Raw genomic sequence first — 26,109 nt, forward strand, 5'->3', positions numbered from 1 at the left:
TTAAGTACTTTTTCACTTCAAATACCCATTATCACCCAACCAATCGGCCATGCGCTGTGGCCAGGATTTGATACTCTGGAGTGGTGAACGGTCACCCATGTTGAAGCCGTGGTCGCCTTTGGTGTACAGGTGCGCCTCCACGGGCCGTTTCGCTTCGCGGTATTTGATGAGCAGGCTGGCTGTGGTGACGCCGCAGCAGGGATCGTCGTTGGCGGCGAGCAAGAATGCAGGCGGAGCGTCGGCGGGCACTGTTTCGGGAATGCCCAACGGGCCCGGGTATACCAGCATCTGAAAATCGGGCCGTCCGTCGAGTCGGTCGATGGGATCTTTCGCATTAGGCTCGCCTTTGCCGGAAACATAGGCTACGGACGCCACTACCTCTCCGCCGGCCGAAAAACCAAGCATTCCTACGCGTGCGGGATCGATCCCGTACTCCTGCGCGCGGCTGCGTACCTGCCTGATCGCCCGCAACGCGTCCTCGCGCGGGTGCTTGTCGAGCGAGTAGGGTGAGCCCTCTTCACGCGGCAGGCGGTATTTTAAAACAAAAACCGTAATGCCCAGCTTGGCCAGATATTCAGCGGGTTGGATGCCCTCGGCATTGTAAACCAGCAGCCTGAACCCGCCGCCCGGGCATACGACCACGGCCGTACCGTTTGCCTTACCAGCAGGTGGCGTAAATACCTGCAACGACGGATTATGAATGTTTTTTACCCAATAATCCTTCGCCGATTCCGGCTCGTTTCGCTTGCTTTCGAATCCAGGCGCCCCGTTTTCCCAGAGGGGGATGAATGGGCGGGCGGAGGTTTGGGCAACAACTTGTTGAAATAAACAAGAAGTAATTATCAGCAATACGACTATGCTTGCCAGTCGCGCTGGCTGGAATTTGAAATACGTTGTCATAGGTGTTCTGGTCAGCTGGCTTTTAGGACCAAAACTAAAAAGTTACCGACTGGTTCAGTTTACCCGTTTGGTGTGGATTAGCAGATTTTTAATAGTGCGGACGAATCTCCTAATGTTTGTACTTTGCGAGCGTAGTCCTATTTCGGCTGATCAGCGTCTTTGTTAGGTTCCGACTGAATTTTCAACATCGTGGCAGATAGGCGGCTATAAGGTAAACCCGATTGTTAGTTTCGAGCTGAACTGACGGTTTTTTGATCTTCCCAGGGAATTGTTCCAGCTCCGGGGTATGTAATTTTCCTGGTAGAAGAGCGCGCCATCAATAAACACTTTGCTTAGGAGGCGCTGCTGGAAACCAAGGCCAAGTTTAGCTGTCTGCATAGCGTAATAGCGGTTGTTTGAGTAAGAAAATTTTTCTTTGGCGTTCCAGCCCTGATAGTATTCGGCAGCACCTACCAGGTAGAGCCCGGAAAAGTTTGATCCGCCCAAACCTTTTCGAAGCCGAAGGCTTTGAAGAAAGTAGTATCTCAATTGCAGATCAGTTAGGATACTTCCGAAGAGTCCGCTATTCGTGTAACTGGAAAGTGTACTCTCGTTCATAAGCTGGATTGACAGAGGCGTTTTGCCGATCTTCCTTTCGTAGGCTGCTGTTACTGCCACCAATTGCTTGGTGAGAGAAATAGAAATATCGGGGAGCCCGAATTTCCATTGACTAAGAATGTCTTCATCGCAGACGAGGACATCGCAAACGGTTGGATTCGGATTTCGTTTCCAATCACCGAATGCAATTCCGTATGTCTTATGGGTGGAAAGCACAAAGTATTTCGGCTTGAATATACTTTGGTAGTCGCCATTCATAGTCCCCCAACCGAGTTGCCGAGAATACAAATTGATCCCGAGGTCAAGATTGCCATGGTTTAAAAAACGTGTTTTAAATCCAAGTGTCAAACCAAGTACGTGGCCCGTTACACGCGTGTAAGGGTTTTTCCATAAATACTCGTAGTTCATACCCAGGTACATACCTGTAAAGTTATTGCTGTTCAAACCTAATTGCATTCGCCGACGCATATCGAAATACCATCTTGCCTTCACTATGGCCCAGTAGCTGATGTTCTCAGTTTTAAGTTTGCGTAATTCAGACACCAGCGAGTTGTTGATCATGAGGAGTTGCGCGTAAACCCCAGCTTCGAGTGACCAGCTCGGCAGTATCTTGTGCTCGTAGGATGCAAATATGCCAGTGCCGGCAAAACGGGAGTCGACAGCAGAAAGCTTAACCATACTTTTCGTCGGAACTTTAGTCATAAACACATTTTCATGTCTGTCTATAAACCGCTGCTTTACCAAAGTATCCTGCTCCTCTGAGAAGCTGACAGTAAGACTGTCCTGCGCGGATACTGAATTCCAAATTAAGCTCAGCATGCACAATGCGAGTATTTCTCTTTTCATAGCTAAATGGTTTAAGGCACTGCCCTTTTGTGTTCTGAGTGCCGGCGGTTCGACCCGTTATTTCAGAAAATGAATCCTAGCCCCAGCCACGATGCGAAATAGCCTTTCCGGTCGGCGGAGAATTTGCTTACAATGTTTTTGGTATAGAAGACGGAGCCGTCGACGAAAAGCTTTTTGAAAAGTCGTTGCTGAAATCCGATGGCGGGCTCGATGCTGATGTTTCCTACCTTCTGGCCCTGTTGTTCGGAGTTAAGATTGTGTCTGTTTCTAATCAGATAATAGCCAGTGAGGAACGATGCGTATGGTCCGGAAAAGTTATAGCCTGACTTCCCTTTCCGTACCCGGAGTGTCTGAAAAACATAATATCGGAATTTAAGACTAAAACCAAGATTGTGATAGGAGTAGCTAAATTCTTTCAACACATGTCGGTGCGAGTAGTAAAACGCCGCTTTGGGTTGTATGGAAAACGAGATGTGCCTCAATCTGTTCTCCAAAGCAATGTCCACTCCGATGTTCTGGTTTTTTTGGCCGATGGTAACGTCTGGAAGGCCGACTTCCCAATGACGTTGAATATCTTCCTCGCAAAACAACGCCTCGCATTTTGCTGCCGCGCCTGACTTCTTCCAATCGCCGATGGCGACGCCCACTACTGGCTGTGTTGCCAGCACGAAGTGTTTTACGGGGATGAAGTTTTTGGAATAGTTCTTAGGAAACACACCCCAGATCGGCCTGTTGAATAGGCCAATTGAAATGTCGACATGGCCGGAGGAGAAAAAGCGGCTCTGAAATCCCCAAACTAATCCTACGCACTGAATTGTTTCGTGGTAATTAACCATCGTTTTCGAAAAGTTGAATGAGCGATCGTACGAAAGCCCGAGATATTGACGACTAAAATTGTTGGCGCTCAGGCCATTCGTTATCCTTTTGTTCATATTGGGACACCACCTCATTTTTGTATGCCCCAAAAGTTGAATCCGATGGGTATCCTGAGGCTTAATCCGTTGCCGAAACTCCTTTGCGCGTAAATCGCCAATTCGAGTGATAGCGTGGGCATTAGCTTGTATTCATAGCCCAACTGGAAGCCTGTCCCCCGATAATCCGAGCCGGTATAGTCCAGCTTGAGCATTTGCCTAGTTGGGATTTTCGTCATGAACAGATTTTCATAACGGTCGATGAAATATTGTTTTGGGAGTGGGTCGGTTTCCTAGGTGTACATGATAGGCACGTCTTGTCCAAAGCACAATCCGCAAATGCCCAACACGTGCAACACAAGTAATTTTACTTTCATGGCTAATAGTTAAAGCACCCGTTTTATTTAATCGTGACCCTTCCGAACTCGGCGTTGATGTCGACGCTGGCGAGTTGGTTGCGGGAGAAAAATGCTTCTTTGAAATCGGCAGTGTTGCGTTTCCATTTAAAGCCGTTGGGCAGTTTCATGGTGGCGTAGGCGCCGTTGATGGTATAGTCGAAATGCTGCCAGTTCTTCGTCAGGAGCGTCACTTCGGCCTTTTTGGAATGGATTCCCAGGCTGGTGAGGCCCACGGTCGGGAAGATTTCGACGTTCCCGTATGCGGCATCGATGCGAACAGCCCCTGCGATCTGTTCCAGGCGGACGTTGGTATGGTCGCTCGCAAAGGTGAATGTCCCCGCCAGTTCGTTGCCCGAAAGCTCACCGAATGTCGTTTGCAGGGCACCTTTGCCGCTTAATCCAGTCAGGTTTGTTGTGCAGAAATCCGCTTTGAGGTTCAGTTGGTTGGTCAGGCCGCGCAGGATGATGGTGCCGAACGAATTTTTGAGATCGACAGCGCATGATGCGGGTAAATGGATCGTGTACCTCGCTTTCAGGTTCGAAACGGGCTTGCTTTCCCCATCTTTTAATACAATATAATTGCGCAGGAAATAATCCTTTCCATTACGGTCGGCGATATACTGCAACTTGGAAAGGTCCTGCGTGGCCGTGGCGCGGTCCGGATGGCGGGCCGAGAGCTCGATCACCACGGCAATATCGGAATTGTCCCAGGTCACGATTTCGATGTCGGCTTTTTCGGCGCTGATGTACAGTGTCCGTACGGTGGGCGCGCTCACCGTCTTTTCGATTCTTTTGGTGGCAACCTGCAATTTTCCCTGCGCGTACACATGAGGGCCTCCGAGCGCCCACGCAACCAGCAGGGGCAGGGTTAATTTTCGGATATTTTTGAGATACGTTTTCATTGTTATGGTGCTTAAATCATCTTGGCCATTGCATTCAGAATGTCCGTTTTTTGTCTTTCAATCTCGTTGTACTGTCGCAAAAGGGCCGGCTCGGTGTTGTAATCGCCGATCGCCTGCACGAGCTGTTCCGATGCCGAGCTAAGCCGCTCGTATTCCTGTTGCAGCGACTGGTATTCGGTACTCTTGCAAACCAGCGTCTCGGTCTCACAATAGGTTTTCAGGAGGCGATATTGCTGATCGGTCTTCAACTCGGCATCCATTTGCAGCCGCTGGTCGACGGTTTCCTGTGAGTACGCAATGCCCGCCGAACTTGTCGGCAGTATCAGCCAGGCAATTCCGGCCGCCATCAGCAGCATTGCTGCCGCATATCCCCATTTCCAGCGTTGTTGCTGCGTATTTTTACGGTCGATCAGATCCCAGAGTTTGTCGTCCGGCTCGTAAGAGGGCATTTCTGAAAGCGCCTGGCGGAGTGGTTGCGCCAGGAGGTTTTCATTAATCGCATTCCAAACTTCGTCCCCGGGTTCGTAGGCCGGGAAGCGGCGAATCGCATTTTGCAGGTTTATATGGTTCTTTTCCATTAAAATCGAGGTCAGTTCGCCGAAAGCATCGCGCGGAGCTTTCTTTTGGCATGAAACAATTGTGATTTCGAGGTGCCTTCCGAAATATGAAGCATCTCCGCGATTTCCCTGTGTGTGTAGCCCTCCACTTCGGCAAGTACAAAAATGGTCCGGAAACCATCGGGTAATGATAAAACCGCTGTTTCAAGGTGCGCCGCATTGATCTCCGATTCGCCCCAGTCGACTCCTTCACCTGTATAATCATCCACATTTTGCCAGATTACCAGCCGCTTCTTTTTCGTCGATTTCCGGACGACGATCTGTTTGACCCACGCACCGAGCGTCGACTCACCGCGGAACTGGTTCAAATGCTTGAATACTTCCAAAAATGAGTCCTGCAAGACGTCGTTGGCATCGTCGAAATCACCGGTAATGCGGTAGGCGAGGGTGTACATCGCTTTTTTGTAGCGGTCGTACAGCTGTCGCTGGGCAATACGGTCATTTAAAAGGCAACCAGTAATCAAATCGGCTTCCGAAGTCATGCGGGGATTTTTAGCGTATTCGTATCAAAGAGGCCGCAAGATCGGGAAATGGTTGTATGGGGGGAATGTTTTTTTACCGCTGACGGCTGACCGCTGACCGGCGACCGCCGACCGTTGACCATAGGGCCTGCGGCCCGACCATGGACCATCGACCATGGGGGCGATTATGGACGGCCGAGGGCTGACCGTCGACCGCCGACCGTAAGGCCTGCGGCCCGACCATGGACCATCGACGATCTGTCATATTCAAGAGTCGCCCCAGAGGGGCTCTCTGTTTGTAGCAATACAGTGCGGCTGGATGTTTTACCCCGGATGGGGTGTCCTGTTCCGAAGCATCAGGCATGTTCGGGAGGCCTATTGTCGCCGTGCTGCGATCCATGGTCGATGGTCGATGGTCCATGGTCTATGTCTATGGTCGGGCCGTGAGGCCCCATCGTCAGCGGCCGCCCCCAAACCGCGCATCGCATTCCGAAGCCTGTAAACAAACCAGTAGCGTGCTACTTGTCCGTTGCGCCTTTGGGTGATGGTTCCGGCTTTTTCGAAGCGTTCGAATTGCCCGGCAAATTGTTCGGCGGGATCGCTGAAATTGTTGGAAGGGGTAATGTACCATGCGTCGGCGCCGGGAGCGACATGCCCGTACAGCTGGTTGAGCCAGGCAAACTGATGCAGGTCTTCCAGGCGCCCGACGCCCACGGTGCGCATGCCGAGGGGGTATGCGACATGGTAGTAAATATGAGCACCCGGAAACCATTTGTGCACGACCATCGGCGCGTCAGGCTGCATTTGGCCGCTGGCGATGTCGTCCGCACGGAGCTTTTCAAATGCCGGTAATAGTTGCTCCCAGCCGGTAATATCCAAAGTGGCATCGCCCGCACCGGTATGCGGGAAGGGTTTGGGGCTCATTGCGCCTGGGTAGGACCGGATAAGGATGGGACCAATGGTGAATACGAATAAAATCAGCCCCACGGAGCCGTGCAGCAGTTTTTTGGGAAGGGTATTAATGCCCTGGGAAATGAAGTGATCGGCCCAGGCTGCCCCGATGAGCATGAGACCGACGAACCCGGGCCCGCTCCAATGCGGTAGCGTGTCGCGAAAAAGCGAAACCAGCGTGGTGCAGGCTATGATGGGCAGACTGCACCAATAGAGCAATGCGACCGACGCCGCACCAGCCACGGAAAGCCCGCGTGCGACCATTCGGCCGGTAAACAGGAAGATGGCGACCTGGAAAGGATTGGCATACAACACCTGACCGATAGCAGTCCTGAAAAACGATTTGATATCGATGCCGCCATTGCCGATCACCACGCGTTCGCTGTGGAACCGCCAGGTAATGAAGTCGTTGCTGATATTCCAGAACAAAACCGGCGATACCAGCAATGCGGTAATGGCCATCGATACATATAAGTAAGGACTTTTGAGCAGGCCACGGCGGTCGAAAACAATAAAGCCGAGAAGCCCGAACCAGAGGAACACGCCGTGCACCTTACTCATCGTCGCCAGGCCAATCCAGAGGCCCGTCAGTAGCAGGTACCGACGTATATCTGCCGGATTTGTGGCTTTGAGACACCTTAGCATAACATACAAGGCAGCCAGCCAGAACGGGAGCTGAACCGAATCGGGAAGGATGAAAATGCCTGAAAGAATGTTCGTGTAAACAGACGTATTGTAAAGTACGGCAGCGATCAGGCCGGTGTTACGGTTTTTGATCAACATGCCGCAACGGGCAATCAGCCAGGTATTGACAGCCGCCGCTACGATGCCAGGCATTCGCACAAATACCTCCTGGTTGCAATGGAGGTTGACCGTGAAAATGCGGATAAAAACCCCGACCAGCGGCGGGTGATCGAAATGGTTCCAATCGGGCAGGACGGCGTAGGTGAAGTAATAAACTTCGTCGTTGCCGAGGTTGATGAGGTTGGCAATGAGGAGCCTGATGATCGTAAAAACGATCACCAGCGCAGTTAACGGGTGTTTCTGAACGTATTCTATCGCCATGAGAGCCTGCGTCGTCCGTAGCGTTGCGGCCGTTGGCCGGTGATCAGGCGTACCAGGAGCAGCAGCCAGCCGCCCAGAATGCAGGTGCCGATGCTGCGGAAAAACATGGTTTCATTGAAATTCTCATAAACCGGTGCCGGCTGATAGCCGTTTTTAGGGGTAAAAAACACGGGGTTCAGCAAAATCTCCGTGCCGTTCGCGTATTTGAACGTCACGCGGGCGTAGCGGTCGTCGGGCGTGATGCGGTAGCTGATGCGATCCGTGTGGCGGGCGAGGGCGAGTACTTTGCCGTTCTGACCAGTAATGGTCACTTCGGAGGCGGTTTGCGTCATCAGGGCATTAATTGTGTCGTGGCGCACCGTCAGGCTTTGCAGTTGCGGAATAGCATCGTGCGACTGGTTTTCGCCGACGATTACCCCGTAGCTCTGCCCGGTTTTTAATGCATGGATCACCTCGCCTGCCGAATTGTTCCGGACATTCACGAAAGTGCATCGCGTGCCAAGCCGTTCTTTTGAAATCACGTCGTGGATATCGTCGGCGCCAACTATAAATACCCGCTTACCGGCTGATAATGCCGCGTCCCACTGAGCCGTGGAGGTTACGGACGGGTTTAATACCTCCATGCAATCGTAGTCCGTGAGTTGGGTGAGGTCTTCGGCGGTGTAGCCGTTTTTCAATGCCGGATGGTTGAGGATTAGCACGTTGTCGGGGCCGGAGAGGTGGCTCAGTATGTGCTGCTTGTTATGCGCGGTCTGCGGAAAAAGATAATCCAGCCACTGTACTTCGGTGCTTCCGAGTACGAGTTGGTGTGTTTTCCGGATATTATATCCGTGTTCGTATGCCGAAAGATAATTGGTATGTGTAGAATAGGTCGTATCTATATGATGATAATTGGACACGCAATGCACGCCGTAATGCAGCGCCTTGTAGGCATGATGGATGTCTGCTGCGGTCCCATGCCCGTTGGTGGCGCCTTCCCATGCATGCGCATGCGCGTGGAAGTTGCTTTTGACCCAGTGCGAGCTATCGATTGAATCGTAAGGATTATAGAGGACGGGGCCTTCGAAAGGAATAGGATCATTGAATTTAAAGCGAGGGCAGAAGAAGAACTGGGACACGAGTAGCCAGAGTACCCACGAGCAAAAAACGAGCAGGATGTTGCGGATTATCTTCATAAGTGCCGCAAAGATGCTTCCGTGGTGTTAAGCCATTATTAGGTAAATAAGAAGTTTTGATTTGCTCTCAAATACTTAACACTCGCCGGTAATGCAGCGCACTCCTTACCGGGCCCCTGGCCGGCAGGAACGGGTGGCTTTGTAAAAGTTAAATATTAATTAACATTGAGGTAAATTGTTTCTGAGAGGTCTGAAATATCTTTGTGTCGAAGGTTGAAAATATAGAGTATTTGTAAACATATAAAGACGTGCTCGAACACAAAATGAGCAATTGGTGGATAAATATGAGCAAAAGCTTTTAGATTGTTTAATTATACTTTACTTTTAGGTTTTAGCCGCAGAATATTTTGAAGTAGTGATAATCAAAGACTGTTTAGTATTTGTTCACAATCCAGATTGCACATGAATTAACCACGAACTTTTGTTTTTGAATGACCACTGTTAGCCGGAAGTAGTGTGTCCGGCGATCGTACCTGGGCGCCCGGCTTTCTGGTGCCAGTGCAGCGCTTTGCCCGCATTTGCCGCGTGCACATTTGCAAGAAGGCCTTTCGGCCTTTGATGGAACCCTTTTGACTTTGAAATACCAGCTAATTAACAATCACTTATGAAAAAAAAGATTACGTTTTTAGAGCGGAAGCGCCCTGGCGGGTGCTGGTCTGTTGCGCTCACGCTGTGCCTGGGGCTCTCGGCGGTGCTTCCGCGGGAAGTCCACGCCTATGCCGCTATGCCAGTGCCGGGAAATACCCTTGGTAGCGAGCGTACGTATAAAGTTGTGCGTTCGACAATTAATGCCTCCGAAAATGAACGGACCATTAGCGGTAAAGTAACCGAAGGTGCAGGCAAGGAAGGGCTCGTCGGCGTGAATATCCTCATCAAGGGAACTTCGCGCGGGACGGTGACCGACGCTACCGGGAAGTACGTATTGCGGGTTGATAGTGAGAAGGATACGTTGGTTTTTTCGTTCCTGGGCTTTGTCTCACAGGAACTGGCCGTGGGAAACAGAACGGTGATCGACATTGCATTGACGGCCGACCAGCGGCAGCTTAATGAGGTGGTTGTCACGGCTTTGGGTATTAAAAAGGAGAAAAAGGCGGTAGGATATTCGGTGTCGGAAGTGAAAGGCGCTACCATGGTGAAAGCGCGCGAGCCGAATGCGATCAGCTCGCTGACGGGTAAAGTAGCCGGCCTCACCATCGCACAGAGCCCCGATTTGCTTTCCAGCCCGCAGGTGACCCTGCGCGGTCGCGACAGGGTATTGTATGTGGTCGACGGCGTGCCGATGAACACCGATTCCTGGAACCTGAGCCCGGACGACATCGAGACCTATTCGGTACTGAAAGGAGCCAGTGCGGCAGCATTGTACGGTAACCGCGGCCAGAATGGGGCGATCATCATCACCACCAAAAAAGGTAGCGGCGCGAAGAAAGGCTTCACGGTCGATTTCAATTCCAGTACCCAGTTGCAGACCGGTTTTAATGCAATCCCCAAATACCAGACGGAGTACGGCCCGGGCAGCGATTACGAATATGCGTTCAAGGACGGTCGCGGCGGCGGGATCAACGACAACGACTACAATATCTGGGGGCCGCGTTTCGAGGGACAGTTGATCACCCAATACAACAGTCCCAAAGACCCCAAAACCGGCGAACTGGTGCCTATTCCCTGGCTCGCGAGAGGCAAGAATAACCTCACCAACTTCCTTCGGAACGGCTTGCTGAGTACCAATAACCTCGCTATTTCGAGCAAAAACGAGTTCGGCGATTTCCGCCTCTCGCTTTCGCAGACATTCCAGCGCGGTCAGATGCCGAATACCAAACTCGGTGGTACCAACGTGAACATTTCAGGAGGAATTAATGCAGGTAAAAAGCTGCGCTTCGATGCGAGCATTAACTACAACCGCCAATATTCGCCCAATTATCCGACGCTCGACTACGGCCCTGCAAGCCCTATTTACATATTTACCGTGTGGGGCGGCGTGGACTACGACGTGAACGATCTGCGTAACTACTGGCAGCCCGGCAAGGAGAATGCGCAGCAGTACAACCGGGAATATACCATTTACGATAATCCCTGGATGACCGCCTACGAGGCATTGAAAACCTACTATAAAAACGATGTGTACGGTTTTGCGCAGATGAACTATAAAATCAGCGACAAACTGACATTCAATGCCCGTACCAACGTGAGCACCTGGAACCGCAACCGCAGCACGCGTGCCCCGATTTCGTCGAATCTCTACAATTTCGGCTTCCCGAACCAGGCCGGCGGCTATTCCGAAACGTACGACAGTTTCTGGGAGAACAATACCGAAACTTCATTGAAATACGAGAACCGCTTCGGCAAGGATTTCGGGTTGAATGCCTCGTTGTACGGCAACCTCCGCTCTGTGAAAGTGACCTCGCTCACTGGTAAAACCACCAAAGGCCTGCTCGTGCCGGGTGTGTACGATCTTTCGAACTCCGTACAGCCTTCGACATCCGCCAATGACTACGCCAAGCGCTGGGTGGGAAGTGTATACGGTTTTGTGGATCTGGATTACAAGGATTTCCTCTTCCTGAGCCTCACAGGCCGTGCCGACCGTTCGAGCACGATGCCTAAGAAAAACAATACCTATTTCTATCCGTCGGCTTCGTTGAGCGCGGTGCTTTCGGAGGTGATTGACCTGCCGCAGGCCATTTCATTCGCGAAAGTACGCGGTGCCTATGCCAACGTGGCGAGTGATTTCGTGGATGAGAACGCTCAATATGATATTTACAAATTGCTCCCGACGTACACGAGCTCGGCGCCCTGGAATAATTCTTACACCGGCGTGAGCTACACCGGCACGCTTTACAGCGACAACCTGCAAGCGGCTCGTGTGAAAACCTTCGAACTCGGCTTGGAAATGCGTTTTCTGCATAACAGGCTCGGTTTTGACGCTGCGGTGTTCCGGAACGTGGAAGGCCCGGGTATCGTGAGCGTACCTACCTCTGTGACCTCGGGTGTGTCGGGCGTGCAGCGGAATGCATTCACCTACGTACGCAAGGGGATCGAACTGGGCGTGGACGGAATGGTTGTGAAGAACGAAAACCTTACCTGGAATGTGTCGGGGAACTGGTCGTTGAACCACAAATGGCTTGATAAGATCGACGGTGTACAGCAGCGGAATGGCAACATCCATGTGGGAGAACGCGATGATTCCTATTATATCAAAGATTTTCAGCGTGATGAAACCGGTAATATCATCGTAGGTTCGAATGGAATGCCTGCTTACAATCCTTACAATTCCAAAATCGGATATTACGACAATAAATTCACCGCGGGAATCAACAACACGTTCACGCACAAGTCTTTCACACTGAGCTTTCAGGTGGATGGCCGGTTCGGTGGAAAGGTTAACAACTATATGTATACCAAACAGTTCGGTAGCGGTACAGCGCCGGAGTCGGCGAATGAATACCGCTTGAAAGACTGGCAAAACCGCGACAATGCCGACTACAAGGGCTCTGTGATGACCTCCGGAAAGCGGATCGTGAAAGGCCAGCTGAATACCGACCAGGATGGTAATGTGATCTCCGATACCCGTGAGTTTACAGAAAACAACGTACCGGTATTGTGGCAGGCGTGGGCGACGAATTACTATCAGTCCAATTACATCGCTGCCAAGAGCCGTACTTATGTGAAACTGCGTGAGGTCGTACTGACTTACAATTTCCCTGCGAAACTGCTTTCCAAAACGCGTTTTGCATCGGCGGCCAGCCTCTCGCTCGTTGGGCGTAACCTGTTGTACTTTACGGGGAAATATACCAAAAACATCGACCTCGACCAGTTTACCGGCACGACCACCAGCTTCCAGACGCCGTCTGTGAAGAGCTTCGGGGCCAATTTGAATGTGACTTTCTAACCGGAATTACCAATGAAAAAGATCAAATACATGATATTGTCGCTGGCGCTCGGCCTGGGAAGTTGCCAGGATATCGATACGCTGCAAAAGGACCCGGGTGCGATCACCAACCCATCCGCGGACCTTATCCTTACGGGGATTCTGACCAACACCTGGGATTCACCATGGAGTGCCGATCACCGTCATAATCAGTTTATGACGCAGAATGAGGCCTATTACGATGGCCAGGCATACGGCTGGACGACAGGCTCCTACGACGTTTTTTACAACTCGCTCCGTAATGTGGGCCGCATGGAGATCGAGGCCACCAAAACCGGCGATGTGGGCGCACATTACCTCACATTGGCGAAGTTTTTCAAGGCATATTTTTACAGCCGCGCTACCGAGATGTTCGGAGACGTACCGATGTCGGAGGCGATCAAAGGGGTGAGCGACGGGGTTTTCAAGCCTAAATATGACAGCCAGAAGGATGTATATATCGAGGTTTTGAAATGGCTGGATGAGGCCAATGCTGAAATGCCCGCATTGATCGCGAAAAAACCGGCTATCTCGGGCGATTACCTGTACGGCGGCGACCTCGCCAAATGGCAGAAACTGATCAACTCCTACCGCCTGCGCGTGCTCATCAGCCTCAGCAAGCGTGCCGACGATACCCCCGATCTGAACGTGAAGCAACAGTTCGCGGCAATCGTGAACGATCCGGCCAAATATCCGCTCATTACTACCAATGCGGACAACTTCCAGGTTGTTTACAACACCATCAATACCTACCCGCTGTGGCCGAGCAATGGGGTAGTGGTGAAAAACGACAAACGGAACACCCTGGGGGCCACCTTTGTCAATATCGCCAAAACCACCCGCGACCCGCGCCTGCTCGTGGTGGCATTGCCCGCCGAGGCTCTGAAAGGCAATGCGGATGCCTACCAACGCTACGGCGGAGGTAAAACCGGCGACCTGCAATCGACGCTTCTTGAAGAGGCGGGAAAAGGGCTGCTCTCGATGATCAATTTCGATTACTGGGAGGCGTCGGCGGCTGGTGTGCCGGCGATCCAGCTGGGTGCGCACGAAGTGAATTTCAGCATTGCAGAGGGGATCAATCGCGGCTGGCTCGCGGGTAATGCGGCAGATTATTACAGCAAAGGCGTTACCGAATCGATGAAGTTTTACAACATCGCCCAATCGGAAATCGATAAGTTCCTGGCGGCGAACCCGTATCCGGCCAATACCGAAAAAGGCTTGCAGAAGATTCTCGAACAGAAGTACATGGCATTCTTCGAAAACTCGGGGCGCCAGGCGTTCTACAACTACCGCCGAACGGGCATCCCCGCATTTGATATCGGGCAATCCAATGCGAACAACAATCAAATCCCCGTCCGCTGGGCTTACCCGACCTCGGAATACACGACCAATGAGGTAAATGTGAAAGCCGCGCTCAAAACGCAGTTCAATGGGGCCGACACCCAGAATGGCGTAATGTGGCTTGTTAAATAAAATTTACCCTTCCTCCGGATCTTCTGTCCCGAGGAAGTTTTTACTTTTCCGGACTCTTAACCTTAACATTATGAAAACCTTTGTACTCACCCCGATCCTGGCGGCCTTATGCACAGTGGCTCTGAGCACTGTAACCACCGCCCAAATCAAAACGAAAAATGTGGTCATGATCTCCGTTGACGGCTGCCGCTGGCAGGAGATCTTCCGCGGCGCGGATTCGGTTTTGTTTTATTCCAAAAAATACCGCCAGCAGGATTCCGCAGCGATGAGCGCGAAATATTGGGGCAAAACCGTCGCCGAACGCCGGAACAAGCTGATGCCTTTCTTTTGGAATACCATTTCAAAACATGGGCAGCTTTATGGAAACCGCGATCTGGGCAATCTTATGAATGTGCGCAACAAATACTGGTTTTCCTACCCTGGCCGGAGCGAAACGCTTTGCGGGTATTACGACGAGAAAGTCAACAGCAATGATTACCCGAATAATCCGAATGAGAATGTGCTCGAATTCTTCAACAAGCAAAAGGGCATCGAAGGCAAAGTGGTCACATTCGCTTCGTGGGATGCACTTTCCCGCATTCTCAACCGCGACCGCAATGGTATGCTGGTGAATATTCCCGGCGAAAAAGTGAAGGGAAATAACCTCACCGAAGCCCAGAAACTGGCCAATGAATTGCAAAATTACCTGCCCGAGTACTTTGGTAAAACGGTGCGCTTTGACGCCCATACCTACGCATTGACGCGCTCATACATCGAGGCGAACCACCCGCGCGTGGTACATATCGATTTCGCGGATATGGACGAGTTCGGTCACCACGGCCAATACGACTCGTTCCTCGACGGCGCGCATTACGTCGATGCGATGGTGGGAAGCCTCTGGAACTACATGCAGGCCGATCCGTTCTATAAGGATAAAACCACGATTATCATTTACCCCGACCACGGCCGCGGCCTCGGCGACCGTTGGACGAGCCACGGCACTTCGGCGCCGGGTTCCAACGAAACCTGGATGGCGATTATAGGCCCGGATACCCCGGCGAGCGGAGAAATGAAAAGCCAGTCGCAGGTTTATCAGGATCAATTCGCACAGACCGTCGCACAGCTGATGGGTTTCAAGTTTACGGCTAACCATCCGGTTGGAGAGGTGGTAAGGAGCGTTTTTAAATAATATCAGCAGCTTGGGGCTGACCGGAATTAATACAAATTTTACAACCCCAAGCTCTGTTTTTTTACTAGCTTGCCATCAGCAAATACCAAAAGGCTGATAAATGGCAGCCATCCGTAATGAAATCAGATTTTTCCAAGAAATTCTCCAAACCCGTTTTCAAAAGAGACGTTCCCGACGATACATTCAAGTACCAGCCTGCGCCGAAGCCGTCCGGGAAATATCCTTATCATTTAGATCTTGAAGCTGTCGATCCGCTGCCGGATCAGAATAAACTGGCGTTCCACATGGTGGGTGATACCGGGAGTATCCGTACGCCGGACTTTCAGAAACTGGTGGTAGGAGAGATGGTGAAGCAGTTCGAAGCGACGGAGAAAACCGGATATGAGCCCCAGTTTTTATTCCACCTGGGCGACGTGGTCTACAATTTCGGTGAGGCCAGCCAGTACCAACGCCAATTTTTTGAGCCTTATCAGCAATACCCCGGCCCGATTTTCGCGATCCCGGGCAACCACGACAGCGACATCAATCCCGACAGCCGCGTCCGATACAACAGCCTGGATGCTTTTACGGCCGTTTTCTGCGATACCGAACGGCGGACCGTCTCTTTCAGCGGCAATGCGGAACGCAAGAGTATGGTGCAGCCTAATGCGTACTGGACGCTTCTCACGCCATTGGCAAACATCATCGGGATGTACAGCAACGTTCCGAAATTCGGTGTGGTGACCGACGAGCAACGCGAATGGCTGATCCACGAACTCCGACGCGCCGACAGCGAGCGGCCCGACAAAGCGGTAATTCTTTGCCTCCACCATTCGCCCTATTCGGCGGATGTCAACCACGGTTCGAGTATGCCGATGATCGAATTGCTGGAAAGCGTTTTCGAAGAAATCGGCATTTACCCCGACATCGTTTTCAGCGGGCACGTGCATAATTACCAGCGTTTCAGCCGGCATTACAAAAGCGGCCGTAATAGGAATGGCCGTGTGTTGCCATTCATCGTAGCAGGTAGCGGCGGTTACGACGAGCTGCACCCGGTGGCTTACACCAGCGACTACCGCTTCCATAGCGACCTGCCGGAATTTGAAGGCGTTAACCTCGAATATAGCTGCGACACCAAACACGGTTTCCTGAAAGTGCTTCTCGAAAGAACTGCCGACGGCATTACGATCACGGTGGAGTTCTACACGCTCCCGCACGAGCGACGTGCGGAACCGGGCATGAACGCGGCGCTCGAAGACAGGCTTGTGCTCAAAGTTTGAGCACTATTCATAAAAGTACTCCTGTTCGAGCAGCTTTTTGCCGTTGGTCAGTAACTGGTATCTTTTGACAGGCCACTGGCCTTTGTATTCGTACGCATACCTGATCTCCGAATTAACCGACTCCCCATTTCGGAATAGCGTCCGCGTGACGGTAACATTGCGCTGTGAGCGAGACATCGGAAGGCTAGTTTTGCCTGTCAACGAGAAGTAAGGATTGGGATGTTCGTCGTACTCGAACTGATTTTCCTCTTTAACCTGATCCGTGACCGGGTCAAGTGTTTTGGTCCTCACAATGTTATCGTTTTCTATGTAGAGGTAAATGTGCTGCTCCTTCTTGGTCACCACGTCTTTTTCGACTATCCGCACGGTGTTTTTATCCGGATAGGAATAGGTTCTGGTGAAATTTTGAGGCTTGGCGGCCGAATCTTTCGGTTTGCCTATTTACCCATCCACACCTTAAAATCCCCCACTTTTTCCCGGCTCACGAGCACTTCCTTGTTATGCGCGGGACGGAGCGTGAGCGCCAGACGGTTGCCGAAATAGGGGTCTATTTTGTCGACCGAGCGATGGGTGACCATTATGCCGCGGTTGATACGGAAAAAACGGGCGGGATCGAGTGATTCGGCGAGTTCGTCGAGTGTGTAGTCGACGAGCATTTTCTGGTTGGAGTCGGTCATGAAAAAGCTGTAACGGTCGTCGGTAAAGAAATAGGCAATTTCCCCGACTTCGATGGAGAGCATTTTTTGCCCCTGTTTCACGAGGAAGCGCTGCCGGTACTCCACGGACGATGCTCTTTTAAAATCTTCCAGCAGCTTCCGGATGCCTGCCAGCGAGTGATCGACGGCGGGCTGGCTTTTCATTTTTTCATATTTCTGCAAAGCCCGCTGTAAATCGTCGCGATGCACGGGTTTGAGGAGGTAATCGATGCTGTTGTGTTTGAAGGCCTGCAATGCATATTCATCGTAGGAAGTGGTGAAAATGATCGCGCTCGTCACTTCGATCCGGTTGAAAATCTCAAAACTCTGGCCGTCGGATAACTCGATATCGAGGAAGATCAGGTCCGGATCCGCTTTGCCGGCTGCGCGGTTTTCGTGCACCCATTCCACCGTTTGCTCGATGCTGTCGGTAACGCCCACCACATCCAGTGACGGTGCTACTTCCCCGATCATTTTTTTCAGGCGGCGGACCGACAAATCTTCATCTTCAACGATAAGCGCATTCATACTTTCAGGAAATCAGTGGTAAGGTTACTGTAAAAAACTCGTGATTACTTTCGATCACCGGCTGGGGTAGTCCCTGCCGGTACTCGCTTAGCAGTTGGTATTTGGTAACAATGTTGGTCAGGCCGACGTGCGTGGATTCAATGTTTTCGGCCCCGGCTGTCAGGTTTTTCTTCTGCAAATTATTCCTTACCATCAACTGGCCGTCCACGGTACTCAATATAAAAATAGTGAGCGGCCTGCTGGCGCGGATCACATTGTGCTTCACCGCATTTTCGACCAGCAGCTGCAATGTCAGCGGTGGAATGCGGCTATCCATGAAACACTCTTCGACGTGGATGTACAGCTTCATACCATCGCCATAGCGCGTTTTTAGCAGGTGTCCGTACGATTCTATAAACGACAGTTCTTTTTTTAACGTTGTTAATTGCCCGAAATCGCCCTGGTCGACGGATGAATGGTTGGTTTGCAAGAGATACCGGTAAACGCGGGCCATTTCATCCACAAATTCCTCGGCCTTCTCAGCGTCTTCGCCAATCAATGCCGAAAGGGAGTTAAGTGTATTGAAAAGAAAATGCGGGCTGATCTGTGCTTTCAGGCTTTCCAGCTGTCCGTTCACATTCTCCTTCATCATCCGCTCGGTATTGATCTCGTGCTGGCGCCAGCGTGCGAGGGCATCGAATGTCTCCCACAAGCCGGTGATCAGCACAATGGCGGCCAGGTTTACAATGTAAATGATGATGAGCGTATGTACGGTCAGCGTCGATGCGAACAACCGTTGGCCGATGTAAAGCCAGGCTGTCAGCAGTACAAATCCGCCCGAAATCACCGCGTAGGCCGAAATGGACAATGCCACACGAATGAGTGTTTTCTGCAAATCGCTGTAATGGGTAGCAATGTACCGGGCTACGCGTGCCTGCACGGCGTAGCTTGCCGCCAGCAACGCCGCATTCAGCAATGTTGCTTTCACGAACAGGCCCATATCGCCGAAAACATGCGCTCCAACAATGATGTAGTCGAAAAACAACAGGAATGCCAGCGCAGCCACGGCGTAAGCTGGTGCGCTTCCCGAAGGGATTTTGTCCGGAAGTTTCTCAAACAATGCTCTTTTCTTCATGGTTAGGTAGCCGCTGCCTGTAACAGGCTGCCTGAGTTTCGCTGAAACAGTTCTACTGCGGCTGATTCAAAAATAGTGTAATGCGCCTAACGGCAAGCACAGAACTTGCATCAACTGTATTTTTATTGGAATGAATTGTCGCTACATCGGAACCTGTGCAGGCGCCGCGTCGGGTAGGAGCGGGATTGTTACGGAGAATGCTTCGCTGCTTTCTTCGATCCGCAATTTCCGCGGAGTGAAGGTCATAAGTTTCGCTGATAGCCCTCGCAAGCCTGTGCCGGTGGCGCCGAGGGTGCGGTGACGCATCTGCACATTATTGGTAACCGTCACAGCCCGGTCGTCGGTGAGCGTGATCACAACCCTCAGCGGGCGGCTGGGCGATAGTACATTGTATTGAACCGCATTGTCGAGCAGTATTTGCAGCATAAGCGGCGGGATCATCAGGTCGGCCGGGCAGCGCTCGGGCAGTTGTACCACGAGCGCATCGTGATACCGGACTTTTAGCAGCCGGACGTACACTTCCAGGAAACTGAGCTCGGATTGCAGTGGTACCAGTTCGGTACGGCCGCCTTGGAGCATGTAGCGGTAAATGCGGGCGAGGTCTTCTACAAAATCCTCGGCCTGCGCGGGATCGGCGCTGATGAGCGACGAAAGCGTATTGAGGCTGTTGAACAAAAAGTGCGGGTTAACCTGGCCTTTCAATGCATCAAACTCAACTTCCAGCGACTGCCGGGCCAATTTTTCGTCGTCGGCCTGGTCATTTTTCCATTGCTGCAATGCATAGAACAAACCGAGCAACGCGCCGATAAATGCATCGCAAAGCAAGCCGACCAATGCCAGCGGCCATATTTTCGACCAGCTGAAACCGACATCGAGGACGGGTACCAGACTATAAATCCAGATATCGAAAACCATCAGCAATACCGTCGCGGCGGCCAGTTTCCATAGCATTTTCAGCATTTGTTCGAGTATCTGCCCTTCGGCTGCGCTGCCGGCTGTCCTGCGGATGACGATCGTCAGGATCACCACCGACGACCAGTAGAGCACGAATGCCAGCGAAGAGGCCGTCAGGAAGGTGGGCAAATGCACAAAGTAACGTTCGCCCAGCAAATAATAATTGCCCAGCGCGAAGCAGACGGGCATCATCGCGAGATGGTACCACCATTCGTACTTCGAAAAGAAAGCAGGCTTCATCATCGGGGGCGTTTGGTAATTGGCTGAACAGCGCGCAAATTTAAACAAATCCCGAAGCAGGCCGCCATTGTGGTGCAACCGGCTAGTTTCCGGTACCTGGTTGCTTTCCTATTTTTATTTTGATTGAAAATAATGAGGGTTCTTGGGTGTAATAATTTGTAATTAAACTAAATAGGCTATTTCTTTGCTGCAAAAGCGTTGAACTACGTTTTTGAGCTATTTAAGCGCCTTTTCAGGCTGCTATCAACCCAAACTGCATTCATGTCTCAGCGAAAGACAGCCCTTGGCAAGCTTATCGGAACCTTACACCTCTGGTTGGGGCTGGCGTCCGGGATCGTCATTATTGTGCTCGGCCTTACCGGTGCCATTTACGTTTTTACCGACGAAATCAAACCCTTGGTTTATCGGGACCGTCTTTTTATCCAACCTGAAAACAAACCGAAACTGCCATTGAGCCAGCTGCTGGCGGCGGCACAACAAGCCGTAGGAGAGAAGCGGCCCGTGACGCGCGTCGAAATATCTTCCGAACCCGACAGGACGTACATTTTCCGCGCATTGAAGGTCGATAAAGAGGGTTTTTCGCACTGGGATTATTACAAATATTACCAGCGTGCCTACGTGAACCCGTACAATGGCAAGGTGATAAAGCTGGAAGACTCAAAAAACGAGTTCTTTACCATCCTGCTCGGGCTGCATATGCGGATGCTGTTTGGCGAAAAGATCGGGCACGCGGTGGTGAGCTACTCGGTGCTGGCATTTGTGCTGATCCTGATTTCCGGTCTGGTACTATGGTGGCCTGCCAAATGGAATAAGTCGGGCAGGGATAAGAGTTTCAAAATCAAATGGAATGCTAAATGGAAGCGCGTTAACTACGACTTGCATAATGTGCTTGGCTTTTACGCTTGCGTGATCCTGTTCGTATGTGCGGTTACCGGCCTGGTGTGGGCGTTCGACTGGTTCGAAAAAGGTGTGAAGACCATCGCGGACGGTGGGAAGCTGGTGGAGGTACCCGCTGTTTTTTCAGATACAACCCAAAACAAGGACGTGCAGGCGGTCGACCGGGTATTTGCCGCATTGCAAGCCGACCAGCCTAATGCATACGGGTACCTGATCAATTTCCCTGCCAAGGGAAAACTGCCTATGAATGCCTCCACATATTTGAGCGCGGGCAACCGCTACGATCGTATTCAAGGCCAGTACGACCAGTTTACCGGAGCCAAATTGCGCTCACGGTCTTTCGGGGAACTGACCAATGGCGAAAAAGCCTACGCTCTGAATTTTGACCTGCATGTGGGCGCCTGGGCGGGGTTGCCGAGTAAGATCCTCACCTTTTTCGCCGGATTGATATGCGCCAGCCTGCCGGTTACCGGCTTCGTGATCTGGTGGGGGCGTCGTAAGAAGGAGGGCAAGGGAGGAAAAGGAGGAAAGGGAGGCAGGAAAATGGTTGCGGATAGTAAATCGGGCGCACTTACGTTTCCTAAGCCAGCTTACGTATCAATATCACCCCGCTTGTCCGAGGAAGAAAAATAAACCGATCACGGCGGAAGAAAATATCAGCCAGCCCCAAAACAGCCGGGCCGGGGGCATACTCCCGTGCGCCAGTACGCGCACGCCCAGGGGCACAAGTGCAATGCACAGGCACGACGTCGCGATCACGGACATGACTGTTCCGCCCTTCAACACCCCGATCATCAGCGCCGACATCATCGCCAGCGCCACCACGCCCACCGGCCGCAACGTTCCCGACAGCCAGGCTCCGACGGCGAGCACCGCCCAGCCGAACAGGATCGCACCCGAAAGCGTCGAAACAATGTGAAATGCGCCATAGGACTGAGCCATTGTTGCCGTCGCTTTCGGCAAACTCAGGATGTCAACGAGCTGAAATGCAAGGTGATTGATCCCCGAATGGAATGTGCGCGCAAAGAGCCCGAACAACACGAGGCTGCCGCCCCAAACCGCCCACACAGGCTTGGTACGTCCGATCAGATTTGCAAGGGTGACGATGGCAGGCCATAACAGAATATTCCCGGCCAGAAATAGGCTGTAAGCCGTAAACATCAACGTTGGATGGGTTTGGTAGGCCCTGAGTTGCTCCGGAAAAAAGAAATCGAACCGGAACTTCAACAGCTCGCCGGTGAGCAGCAATGCGGGCGCGAGCACGAGCGAAATACCGCCCAGCCAGCGCCCGGGAAATGGCAGGTGACCGAAGTCTTCTTCAAAAGTTCTCATGGCTAATAGTTTTTACAAAGCTATGTAATGTTAGGTACTATGCATTGCATACTACATGATTGGTATAATAAATGTTTGTACGGCAGAGGTGGGGCCTCTGGCGAAACAAAACAACCGGGTCAGGTCAGCTTCGCCAAATATTGTAGATCAGCAGCGCAAATAGTAGACAAGCTGCTTATTGCCGACGCAGCCGGGCCATAAACCCTCCCCCGGGTGCCAGTTTGAGTGTCAGCGTGTTTTTGGAAGTAAGAATGGCTTCGGAAATGCGGTAGTCGGCAGGATAACGATCGGCATTGGCGCCGTCCTCGCAAATGGTAGCCTGGAAATTGCCTTCTGGAAGGAAATTGAGGGGAATGATAAGTTCCCGTGCCGTCGAATCGTTGAGCGCGCCGATGAACCAGTCGGAGCCCCTTTTTCGCGCGGTCACGACGTAGTCGCCCAGGCGCGCATCGAGAACGCGGGTGGTATCCCAAACGGTGGGGACACTCCCCAGCAACTCCATGAATGCGGGTTCTTTCATGCCTTGTGAGGGATTGCCGGCGAAAAACTGAATCGGACTTTCGTACACCACAAACATCGCCAGCTGCTGCGTGCGGGTGGTGAGCGACATCACGTTTTCGGGCATGGCATGGAAACCTTTGGGCGTTGCATTGTTGAGCATTCCGGGCTCATAATCCAGCGGGCCGGCAAGCATGCGGATAAATGCGAGCAGCACATTATGGTCGGGCGTCGCCTTGGCGCTCCACATGTTGTACTCCGAGCCCAGCACCGCCTCGCGTGCGATTGCATGTGGGAATGTGCGGTTGAACCCGGCGGGTTTGAAAGCACCGTGGAACATCAGCATGATCTTGTGCCTGGCGCACGCTTCCGCTATTTTATAGTAAAACTGCACGGCTTTCTGGTCGTCCCGGTTGATGAAGTCGGTCATGATAAAATCCACACCCCATTTGCTGAACTGTGCCAGGGCCGGTTCAAGCTGCTTGTCGAGTGTGAGCGCGAGCGTCCACATACTCACACCAATGCCTTTGCTTTTGGCATAGGCCATAATCTCGTCCATATTAATGTCCGGATTGATCTTGAAAAGGTCGTTATTATCACTCCAACCGGCGTCCATCATAATGCGCTCGAACCCGAAGCGTTTGGCAAAATCGATGTAGTATTTGTAAGTGGCGGTATTAATGCCGCTTTTGAAAGGCACATTGAAAATATTGGAAGTGATAATCCACTCATCGGTGGCTTTGCCGGGCTTTACCCACGATACATCCGGCACACGCGAAGGACTTGCCAGGCGGTACACCAGGTCGTTACCGGGTAAATCCTTGTCTTCCGGTGCAATGATCAGCACCCGCCACGGAAACACGCGCGTCCCCTTGGTTTTGGCCAGGAAATCGGCCCGTTTGGACACATAGCGGGTAGAATAGAGTTCTTTGGTTTCGGTTTCTTCGGCGGGGTAGGGTGCAAAGTGGCCGAACAAGGCCTTTTCCGCATTGCCGCTCAGGAACATCCCGGGGTAATCTTCCAGGTCCGACTCGGTAATTCCGATCTTGGGCGAATCTTTCGGTGCGACCAGAATAGGAGAGAAAAGCAGGTTTTTGGCATGAATCTGTTCCAGCGGTTTGATCGTGTAGGGCTCTTCGAAACTCGTATGGTAGATGTCCATACCCGATGGAGGCGCCACTTCGGGGAAATACACGGGATGATTGGCCGGAAAGCGGAATGCAGCCGTTTCGGAGCGGATGGTGATGTTGCCCGGAAACGACGTGGCAATGCGGTAGGCCACACCATCATTATACACCCTGAAAATGACGACGAAGGCATTCGGAAGGGTGATTTTCAGTTCCTTATATCGGTCGGGGATATGGGTACGCTTCTCAGGTACAGACGACACAATGGTTTCGTTGACGCTTCTTACTGTAAACTGCGGCTTGGAAAGGCCGTCCGAGAGCTTCTTGCCATCCGAAAGTGCCATGTCTATTTCCGAGGGCGATACGATCAACTGGTTTTTGAAATAGATGCTGTACCGCAGCCGGTCGTCTGCCCGGGCGATCAGCTTGATAGTACCGTCGGGAGACGAGATTTCCCGCGTGGCTTGGGCGCGTGCACAGGTAAGGGAAAGCAAGAGGAAATTCAGTAGAAGCAGTTTTCTCATAGCGGCTATGATTGAGCGTCCGGTAATTGCAATGTACGGGATTAATGTGCTACCGCGAAAGTTTAGAAAGACTAAAAATCACTGGCACGGCATTTGTGGCTTGTAATAATAATTGCTACAAGTTACTGTTCAAATACTAATTGTAACCGGTGAATGAATATTAAGCGTCTGGAAACCGGCTTTAATTATTGGTTCATTAACCATTGATGGAGAGTTAGTTTTCGATTTGTCCGATAAAGCAGTACCGGGATTTTTACCTTCGGCTTGTTAATTCAACTTAATTCTTAGGTGAAATCTTAGCGGCTAACTAGTTCTACGCACTGTAATTGCGCGGGGTTCCAATCAGTGGTATTGGATTGTTAATTGAGAATAGACTTTTGTAACCGTATGGGACAAATTTGTTCAGAAACGGCTTTCTTAATACGGCAGGCTAACAACCGTTATGCGCCTGGGATAAAACTCGTACCGGTGTGCGGTCTGGTGGAAGGAACGAATCGTATATTAGAAAAGGATGAAAATTGCGACGGCGGGATTAACGATGATCGTATCGCTTCCAATTAAAATCAATTTTGAAATCGAAAGCGAAAAACGCTAAATAAAAATGGCGCCAGAGGTATTTAAGCAATGATTTTTTTCGCCAGTTTTGGCGTATTATTTATTCTAAGAAAGTATTTTAATAAAATGTTAACTTCATTACTTTTGCGAAAGTAATAATCCACCAGCAACCCGTAATTTATTTATGAAAGCAAGAGCAATTAAATTTTTTTCTCCCGAGGATAATGTTTCGGTAACGAAAAAGCCTCAGGAGAAACCAAAGCCAACCGGCTATGTTTCGTCCTCAGGTAAGTTGGTTCTTCCTCCAAAAACTTTGGAAGAATTAGGTATCGAACCTGAAACAGCTCGCTTTAAAATCGGAGCGCAACAAGGTAAGAGAACCTTGAAGCACCTCTATCTGATTCCGAGCTCGGATGAAAACGGAACATTCGTCCTTACCAGAAGCGGCCGCGGATATTCTATCCCGCTGGAACTGATTCTCCGTAAAGGCGGTGTGGATTTTGAAAATACAAAGTACATTTTTGAGGTAACCCTTTTTAATTACGAAGAAGGCGTTGTCGGTTTTGAGCTTACTTTGGGAACCGAAGAACCCAAGCCGGCATACACTGGTAAACCCAGGGGCCGCAAACCGAAGAATGCAGTGGTTGCTTAATGATATGAACAAAAAAGGGTCCGGAAAACGGACCCTTTTTTGTTAAGTACTGATAAACAGGATTGATCGTTTTCAGCTGTTCAATGTATTCCGGACAAGCTCGGGGATCCCAAACAGATTTTTGCGGCTGTCCGTCGCGAAACGGCGCTCCGCAAATCCTGCAACCACCAGCCAGTTGAGCGATTCATAAACGGTAGCAGGACTGATTTTAATGCCCCGGCTGCGCATGTCGCGCCATAATGTATCGCCGTCAGTAAATTCGTCGGCGACCAGTAATTGGTCGGCCACAATAACCCGCTTTTCGGCAAGCCTTATTTTGTGGCGGATGCAATAGGCACTGATTTGTTCGTACAGGGACATGCGAATGAA

General features: G+C 51.3%; 22 protein-coding genes. 6 read left to right on the forward strand and 16 right to left on the reverse strand.

Annotated elements, in window-relative coordinates:
* Window positions 1–12 precede the first annotated feature (12 nt).
* The 9 genes from J2Y43_RS13300 to J2Y43_RS13340 form a co-directional block, all read right to left on the reverse strand.
* A complete protein-coding gene (locus tag J2Y43_RS13300; RefSeq protein WP_309983291.1) occupies window positions 13–900 on the reverse strand; it encodes an alpha/beta hydrolase in 888 nt (295 codons plus the stop codon).
* Between the two features lie 204 nt (window positions 901–1,104).
* A complete protein-coding gene (locus J2Y43_RS13305) occupies window positions 1,105–2,343 on the reverse strand; it encodes a hypothetical protein (protein ID WP_309983293.1) in 1,239 nt (412 codons plus the stop codon).
* A gap of 62 nt (window positions 2,344–2,405) precedes the next feature.
* On the reverse strand, window positions 2,406–3,275 hold the full coding sequence (locus J2Y43_RS13310; protein WP_309983295.1) for a hypothetical protein: 870 nt from the start codon (window positions 3,273–3,275) through the stop codon (window positions 2,406–2,408).
* Window positions 3,276–3,289: 14 nt separating this feature from the next.
* A complete protein-coding gene (locus tag J2Y43_RS13315; RefSeq protein WP_309983297.1) occupies window positions 3,290–3,469 on the reverse strand; it encodes a hypothetical protein in 180 nt (59 codons plus the stop codon).
* A 185-nt stretch (window positions 3,470–3,654) separates the two neighbouring features.
* Window positions 3,655–4,554, reverse strand: coding sequence for a hypothetical protein (locus J2Y43_RS13320; RefSeq protein WP_309983299.1), 900 nt, complete (start codon window positions 4,552–4,554; stop codon window positions 3,655–3,657).
* An 11-nt stretch (window positions 4,555–4,565) separates the two neighbouring features.
* Complete coding sequence (locus tag J2Y43_RS13325) at window positions 4,566–5,132, reverse strand: hypothetical protein (protein WP_309983301.1); 567 nt, start codon at window positions 5,130–5,132, stop codon at window positions 4,566–4,568.
* A gap of 11 nt (window positions 5,133–5,143) precedes the next feature.
* A complete protein-coding gene (locus J2Y43_RS13330; protein WP_223405734.1) occupies window positions 5,144–5,653 on the reverse strand; it encodes an RNA polymerase sigma factor in 510 nt (169 codons plus the stop codon).
* 354 nt (window positions 5,654–6,007) lie between these two features.
* Entirely contained in the window at window positions 6,008–7,648 is a 1,641-nt protein-coding gene (locus J2Y43_RS13335; RefSeq protein WP_309983303.1) for a glycosyltransferase family 39 protein, read from the reverse strand.
* Window positions 7,639–8,823 carry a hypothetical protein gene (locus J2Y43_RS13340; RefSeq protein ID WP_309983306.1) on the reverse strand — a complete coding sequence of 395 codons (1,185 nt, stop codon included), beginning with the start codon at window positions 8,821–8,823 and terminating at the stop codon, window positions 7,639–7,641. Before J2Y43_RS13340 ends, J2Y43_RS13335 begins: the two co-directional genes overlap by 10 nt.
* A gap of 604 nt (window positions 8,824–9,427) precedes the next feature.
* Between J2Y43_RS13340 and J2Y43_RS13345 the strand changes: the two genes are divergently transcribed.
* The 4 genes from J2Y43_RS13345 (at window position 9,428) to J2Y43_RS13360 (ending at window position 16,624) form a co-directional block, all read left to right on the forward strand.
* Window positions 9,428–12,706: a SusC/RagA family TonB-linked outer membrane protein gene (locus J2Y43_RS13345; RefSeq protein WP_309983308.1), complete on the forward strand. Its 3,279-nt coding sequence runs from the start codon at window positions 9,428–9,430 to the stop codon at window positions 12,704–12,706.
* 12 nt (window positions 12,707–12,718) lie between these two features.
* Complete coding sequence (locus tag J2Y43_RS13350; RefSeq protein WP_309983310.1) at window positions 12,719–14,197, forward strand: SusD/RagB family nutrient-binding outer membrane lipoprotein; 1,479 nt, start codon at window positions 12,719–12,721, stop codon at window positions 14,195–14,197.
* Window positions 14,198–14,267: 70 nt separating this feature from the next.
* Window positions 14,268–15,365, forward strand: a complete 1,098-nt coding sequence (locus J2Y43_RS13355; RefSeq protein WP_309983312.1) for a sulfatase-like hydrolase/transferase — start codon at window positions 14,268–14,270, stop codon at window positions 15,363–15,365.
* A gap of 116 nt (window positions 15,366–15,481) precedes the next feature.
* The gene (locus J2Y43_RS13360) at window positions 15,482–16,624 is read left to right on the forward strand and encodes a metallophosphoesterase (RefSeq protein ID WP_309983314.1); all 1,143 of its coding nucleotides are present in this window, start codon (window positions 15,482–15,484) and stop codon (window positions 16,622–16,624) included.
* A 3-nt stretch (window positions 16,625–16,627) separates the two neighbouring features.
* Here J2Y43_RS13360 and J2Y43_RS13365 read toward each other — a convergent pair whose 3' ends face one another.
* The 4 genes from J2Y43_RS13365 to J2Y43_RS13380 all read right to left on the reverse strand — a co-directional run bounded on the left by J2Y43_RS13365 (window position 16,628) and on the right by J2Y43_RS13380 (window position 20,158).
* A complete protein-coding gene (locus tag J2Y43_RS13365; RefSeq protein WP_309983316.1) occupies window positions 16,628–16,990 on the reverse strand; it encodes a hypothetical protein in 363 nt (120 codons plus the stop codon).
* A 71-nt stretch (window positions 16,991–17,061) separates the two neighbouring features.
* Window positions 17,062–17,847 carry a LytTR family DNA-binding domain-containing protein gene (locus tag J2Y43_RS13370; RefSeq protein WP_309983319.1) on the reverse strand — a complete coding sequence of 262 codons (786 nt, stop codon included), beginning with the start codon at window positions 17,845–17,847 and terminating at the stop codon, window positions 17,062–17,064.
* A 4-nt stretch (window positions 17,848–17,851) separates the two neighbouring features.
* A complete protein-coding gene (locus J2Y43_RS13375) occupies window positions 17,852–18,961 on the reverse strand; it encodes a sensor histidine kinase (RefSeq protein WP_309983321.1) in 1,110 nt (369 codons plus the stop codon).
* A gap of 141 nt (window positions 18,962–19,102) precedes the next feature.
* Entirely contained in the window at window positions 19,103–20,158 is a 1,056-nt protein-coding gene (locus J2Y43_RS13380) for a histidine kinase (protein ID WP_309983323.1), read from the reverse strand.
* Between the two features lie 258 nt (window positions 20,159–20,416).
* Here J2Y43_RS13380 and J2Y43_RS13385 point away from each other — a divergent pair, with 258 nt between their 5' ends.
* The gene (locus tag J2Y43_RS13385) at window positions 20,417–21,685 is read left to right on the forward strand and encodes a PepSY-associated TM helix domain-containing protein (RefSeq protein ID WP_309983325.1); all 1,269 of its coding nucleotides are present in this window, start codon (window positions 20,417–20,419) and stop codon (window positions 21,683–21,685) included.
* Here J2Y43_RS13385 and J2Y43_RS13390 read toward each other — a convergent pair.
* Window positions 21,656–22,384, reverse strand: a complete 729-nt coding sequence (locus J2Y43_RS13390) for a hypothetical protein (protein ID WP_309983328.1) — start codon at window positions 22,382–22,384, stop codon at window positions 21,656–21,658. The two genes, J2Y43_RS13385 and J2Y43_RS13390, sit on opposite strands and share 30 nt — an antisense overlap.
* Before the next feature lie 175 nt (window positions 22,385–22,559).
* Window positions 22,560–24,533, reverse strand: a complete 1,974-nt coding sequence (locus J2Y43_RS13395) for a glycoside hydrolase family 97 protein (protein WP_309983330.1) — start codon at window positions 24,531–24,533, stop codon at window positions 22,560–22,562.
* A 739-nt stretch (window positions 24,534–25,272) separates the two neighbouring features.
* Between J2Y43_RS13395 and J2Y43_RS13400 the strand changes: the two genes are divergently transcribed.
* Entirely contained in the window at window positions 25,273–25,740 is a 468-nt protein-coding gene (locus J2Y43_RS13400) for a hypothetical protein (RefSeq protein WP_106598987.1), read from the forward strand.
* A gap of 72 nt (window positions 25,741–25,812) precedes the next feature.
* Here the strand turns inward: J2Y43_RS13400 and J2Y43_RS13405 are convergent, their stop codons facing one another.
* On the reverse strand, window positions 25,813–26,100 hold the full coding sequence (locus J2Y43_RS13405; RefSeq protein WP_309983332.1) for a Fur family transcriptional regulator: 288 nt from the start codon (window positions 26,098–26,100) through the stop codon (window positions 25,813–25,815).
* Between the last annotated feature and the right edge of the window lie 9 nt (window positions 26,101–26,109).

This window comes from Dyadobacter sp. BE31 (assembly GCF_031457695.1).
GTDB lineage: Bacteria > Bacteroidota > Bacteroidia > Cytophagales > Spirosomataceae > Dyadobacter.

Bases quoted from the DNA above. Each gene is read 5' to 3' on its own strand.
- J2Y43_RS13405 (WP_309983332.1), bottom strand. From the start codon at position 26,100: ATGTCCCTGTACGAACAAATCAGTGCCTATTGCATCCGCCACAAAATA.
- J2Y43_RS13305 (WP_309983293.1), bottom strand. From the start codon at position 2,343: ATGAAAAGAGAAATACTCGCATTGTGCATGCTGAGCTTAATTTGGAAT.
- J2Y43_RS13395 (WP_309983330.1), bottom strand. From the start codon at position 24,533: ATGAGAAAACTGCTTCTACTGAATTTCCTCTTGCTTTCCCTTACCTGT.
- J2Y43_RS13370 (WP_309983319.1), bottom strand. From the start codon at position 17,847: ATGAATGCGCTTATCGTTGAAGATGAAGATTTGTCGGTCCGCCGCCTG.
- J2Y43_RS13335 (WP_309983303.1), bottom strand. From the start codon at position 7,648: ATGGCGATAGAATACGTTCAGAAACACCCGTTAACTGCGCTGGTGATC.
- J2Y43_RS13315 (WP_309983297.1), bottom strand. From the start codon at position 3,469: ATGCTCAAGCTGGACTATACCGGCTCGGATTATCGGGGGACAGGCTTC.
- J2Y43_RS13400 (WP_106598987.1), top strand. From the start codon at position 25,273: ATGAAAGCAAGAGCAATTAAATTTTTTTCTCCCGAGGATAATGTTTCG.
- J2Y43_RS13390 (WP_309983328.1), bottom strand. From the start codon at position 22,384: ATGAGAACTTTTGAAGAAGACTTCGGTCACCTGCCATTTCCCGGGCGC.
- J2Y43_RS13360 (WP_309983314.1), top strand. From the start codon at position 15,482: ATGAAATCAGATTTTTCCAAGAAATTCTCCAAACCCGTTTTCAAAAGA.
- J2Y43_RS13300 (WP_309983291.1), bottom strand. From the start codon at position 900: ATGACAACGTATTTCAAATTCCAGCCAGCGCGACTGGCAAGCATAGTC.
- J2Y43_RS13330 (WP_223405734.1), bottom strand. From the start codon at position 5,653: ATGACTTCGGAAGCCGATTTGATTACTGGTTGCCTTTTAAATGACCGT.
- J2Y43_RS13340 (WP_309983306.1), bottom strand. From the start codon at position 8,823: ATGAAGATAATCCGCAACATCCTGCTCGTTTTTTGCTCGTGGGTACTC.
- J2Y43_RS13385 (WP_309983325.1), top strand. From the start codon at position 20,417: ATGTCTCAGCGAAAGACAGCCCTTGGCAAGCTTATCGGAACCTTACAC.
- J2Y43_RS13310 (WP_309983295.1), bottom strand. From the start codon at position 3,275: ATGAACAAAAGGATAACGAATGGCCTGAGCGCCAACAATTTTAGTCGT.
- J2Y43_RS13350 (WP_309983310.1), top strand. From the start codon at position 12,719: ATGAAAAAGATCAAATACATGATATTGTCGCTGGCGCTCGGCCTGGGA.
- J2Y43_RS13325 (WP_309983301.1), bottom strand. From the start codon at position 5,132: ATGGAAAAGAACCATATAAACCTGCAAAATGCGATTCGCCGCTTCCCG.
- J2Y43_RS13375 (WP_309983321.1), bottom strand. From the start codon at position 18,961: ATGAAGAAAAGAGCATTGTTTGAGAAACTTCCGGACAAAATCCCTTCG.
- J2Y43_RS13345 (WP_309983308.1), top strand. From the start codon at position 9,428: ATGAAAAAAAAGATTACGTTTTTAGAGCGGAAGCGCCCTGGCGGGTGC.
- J2Y43_RS13380 (WP_309983323.1), bottom strand. From the start codon at position 20,158: ATGATGAAGCCTGCTTTCTTTTCGAAGTACGAATGGTGGTACCATCTC.
- J2Y43_RS13320 (WP_309983299.1), bottom strand. From the start codon at position 4,554: ATGAAAACGTATCTCAAAAATATCCGAAAATTAACCCTGCCCCTGCTG.
- J2Y43_RS13355 (WP_309983312.1), top strand. From the start codon at position 14,268: ATGAAAACCTTTGTACTCACCCCGATCCTGGCGGCCTTATGCACAGTG.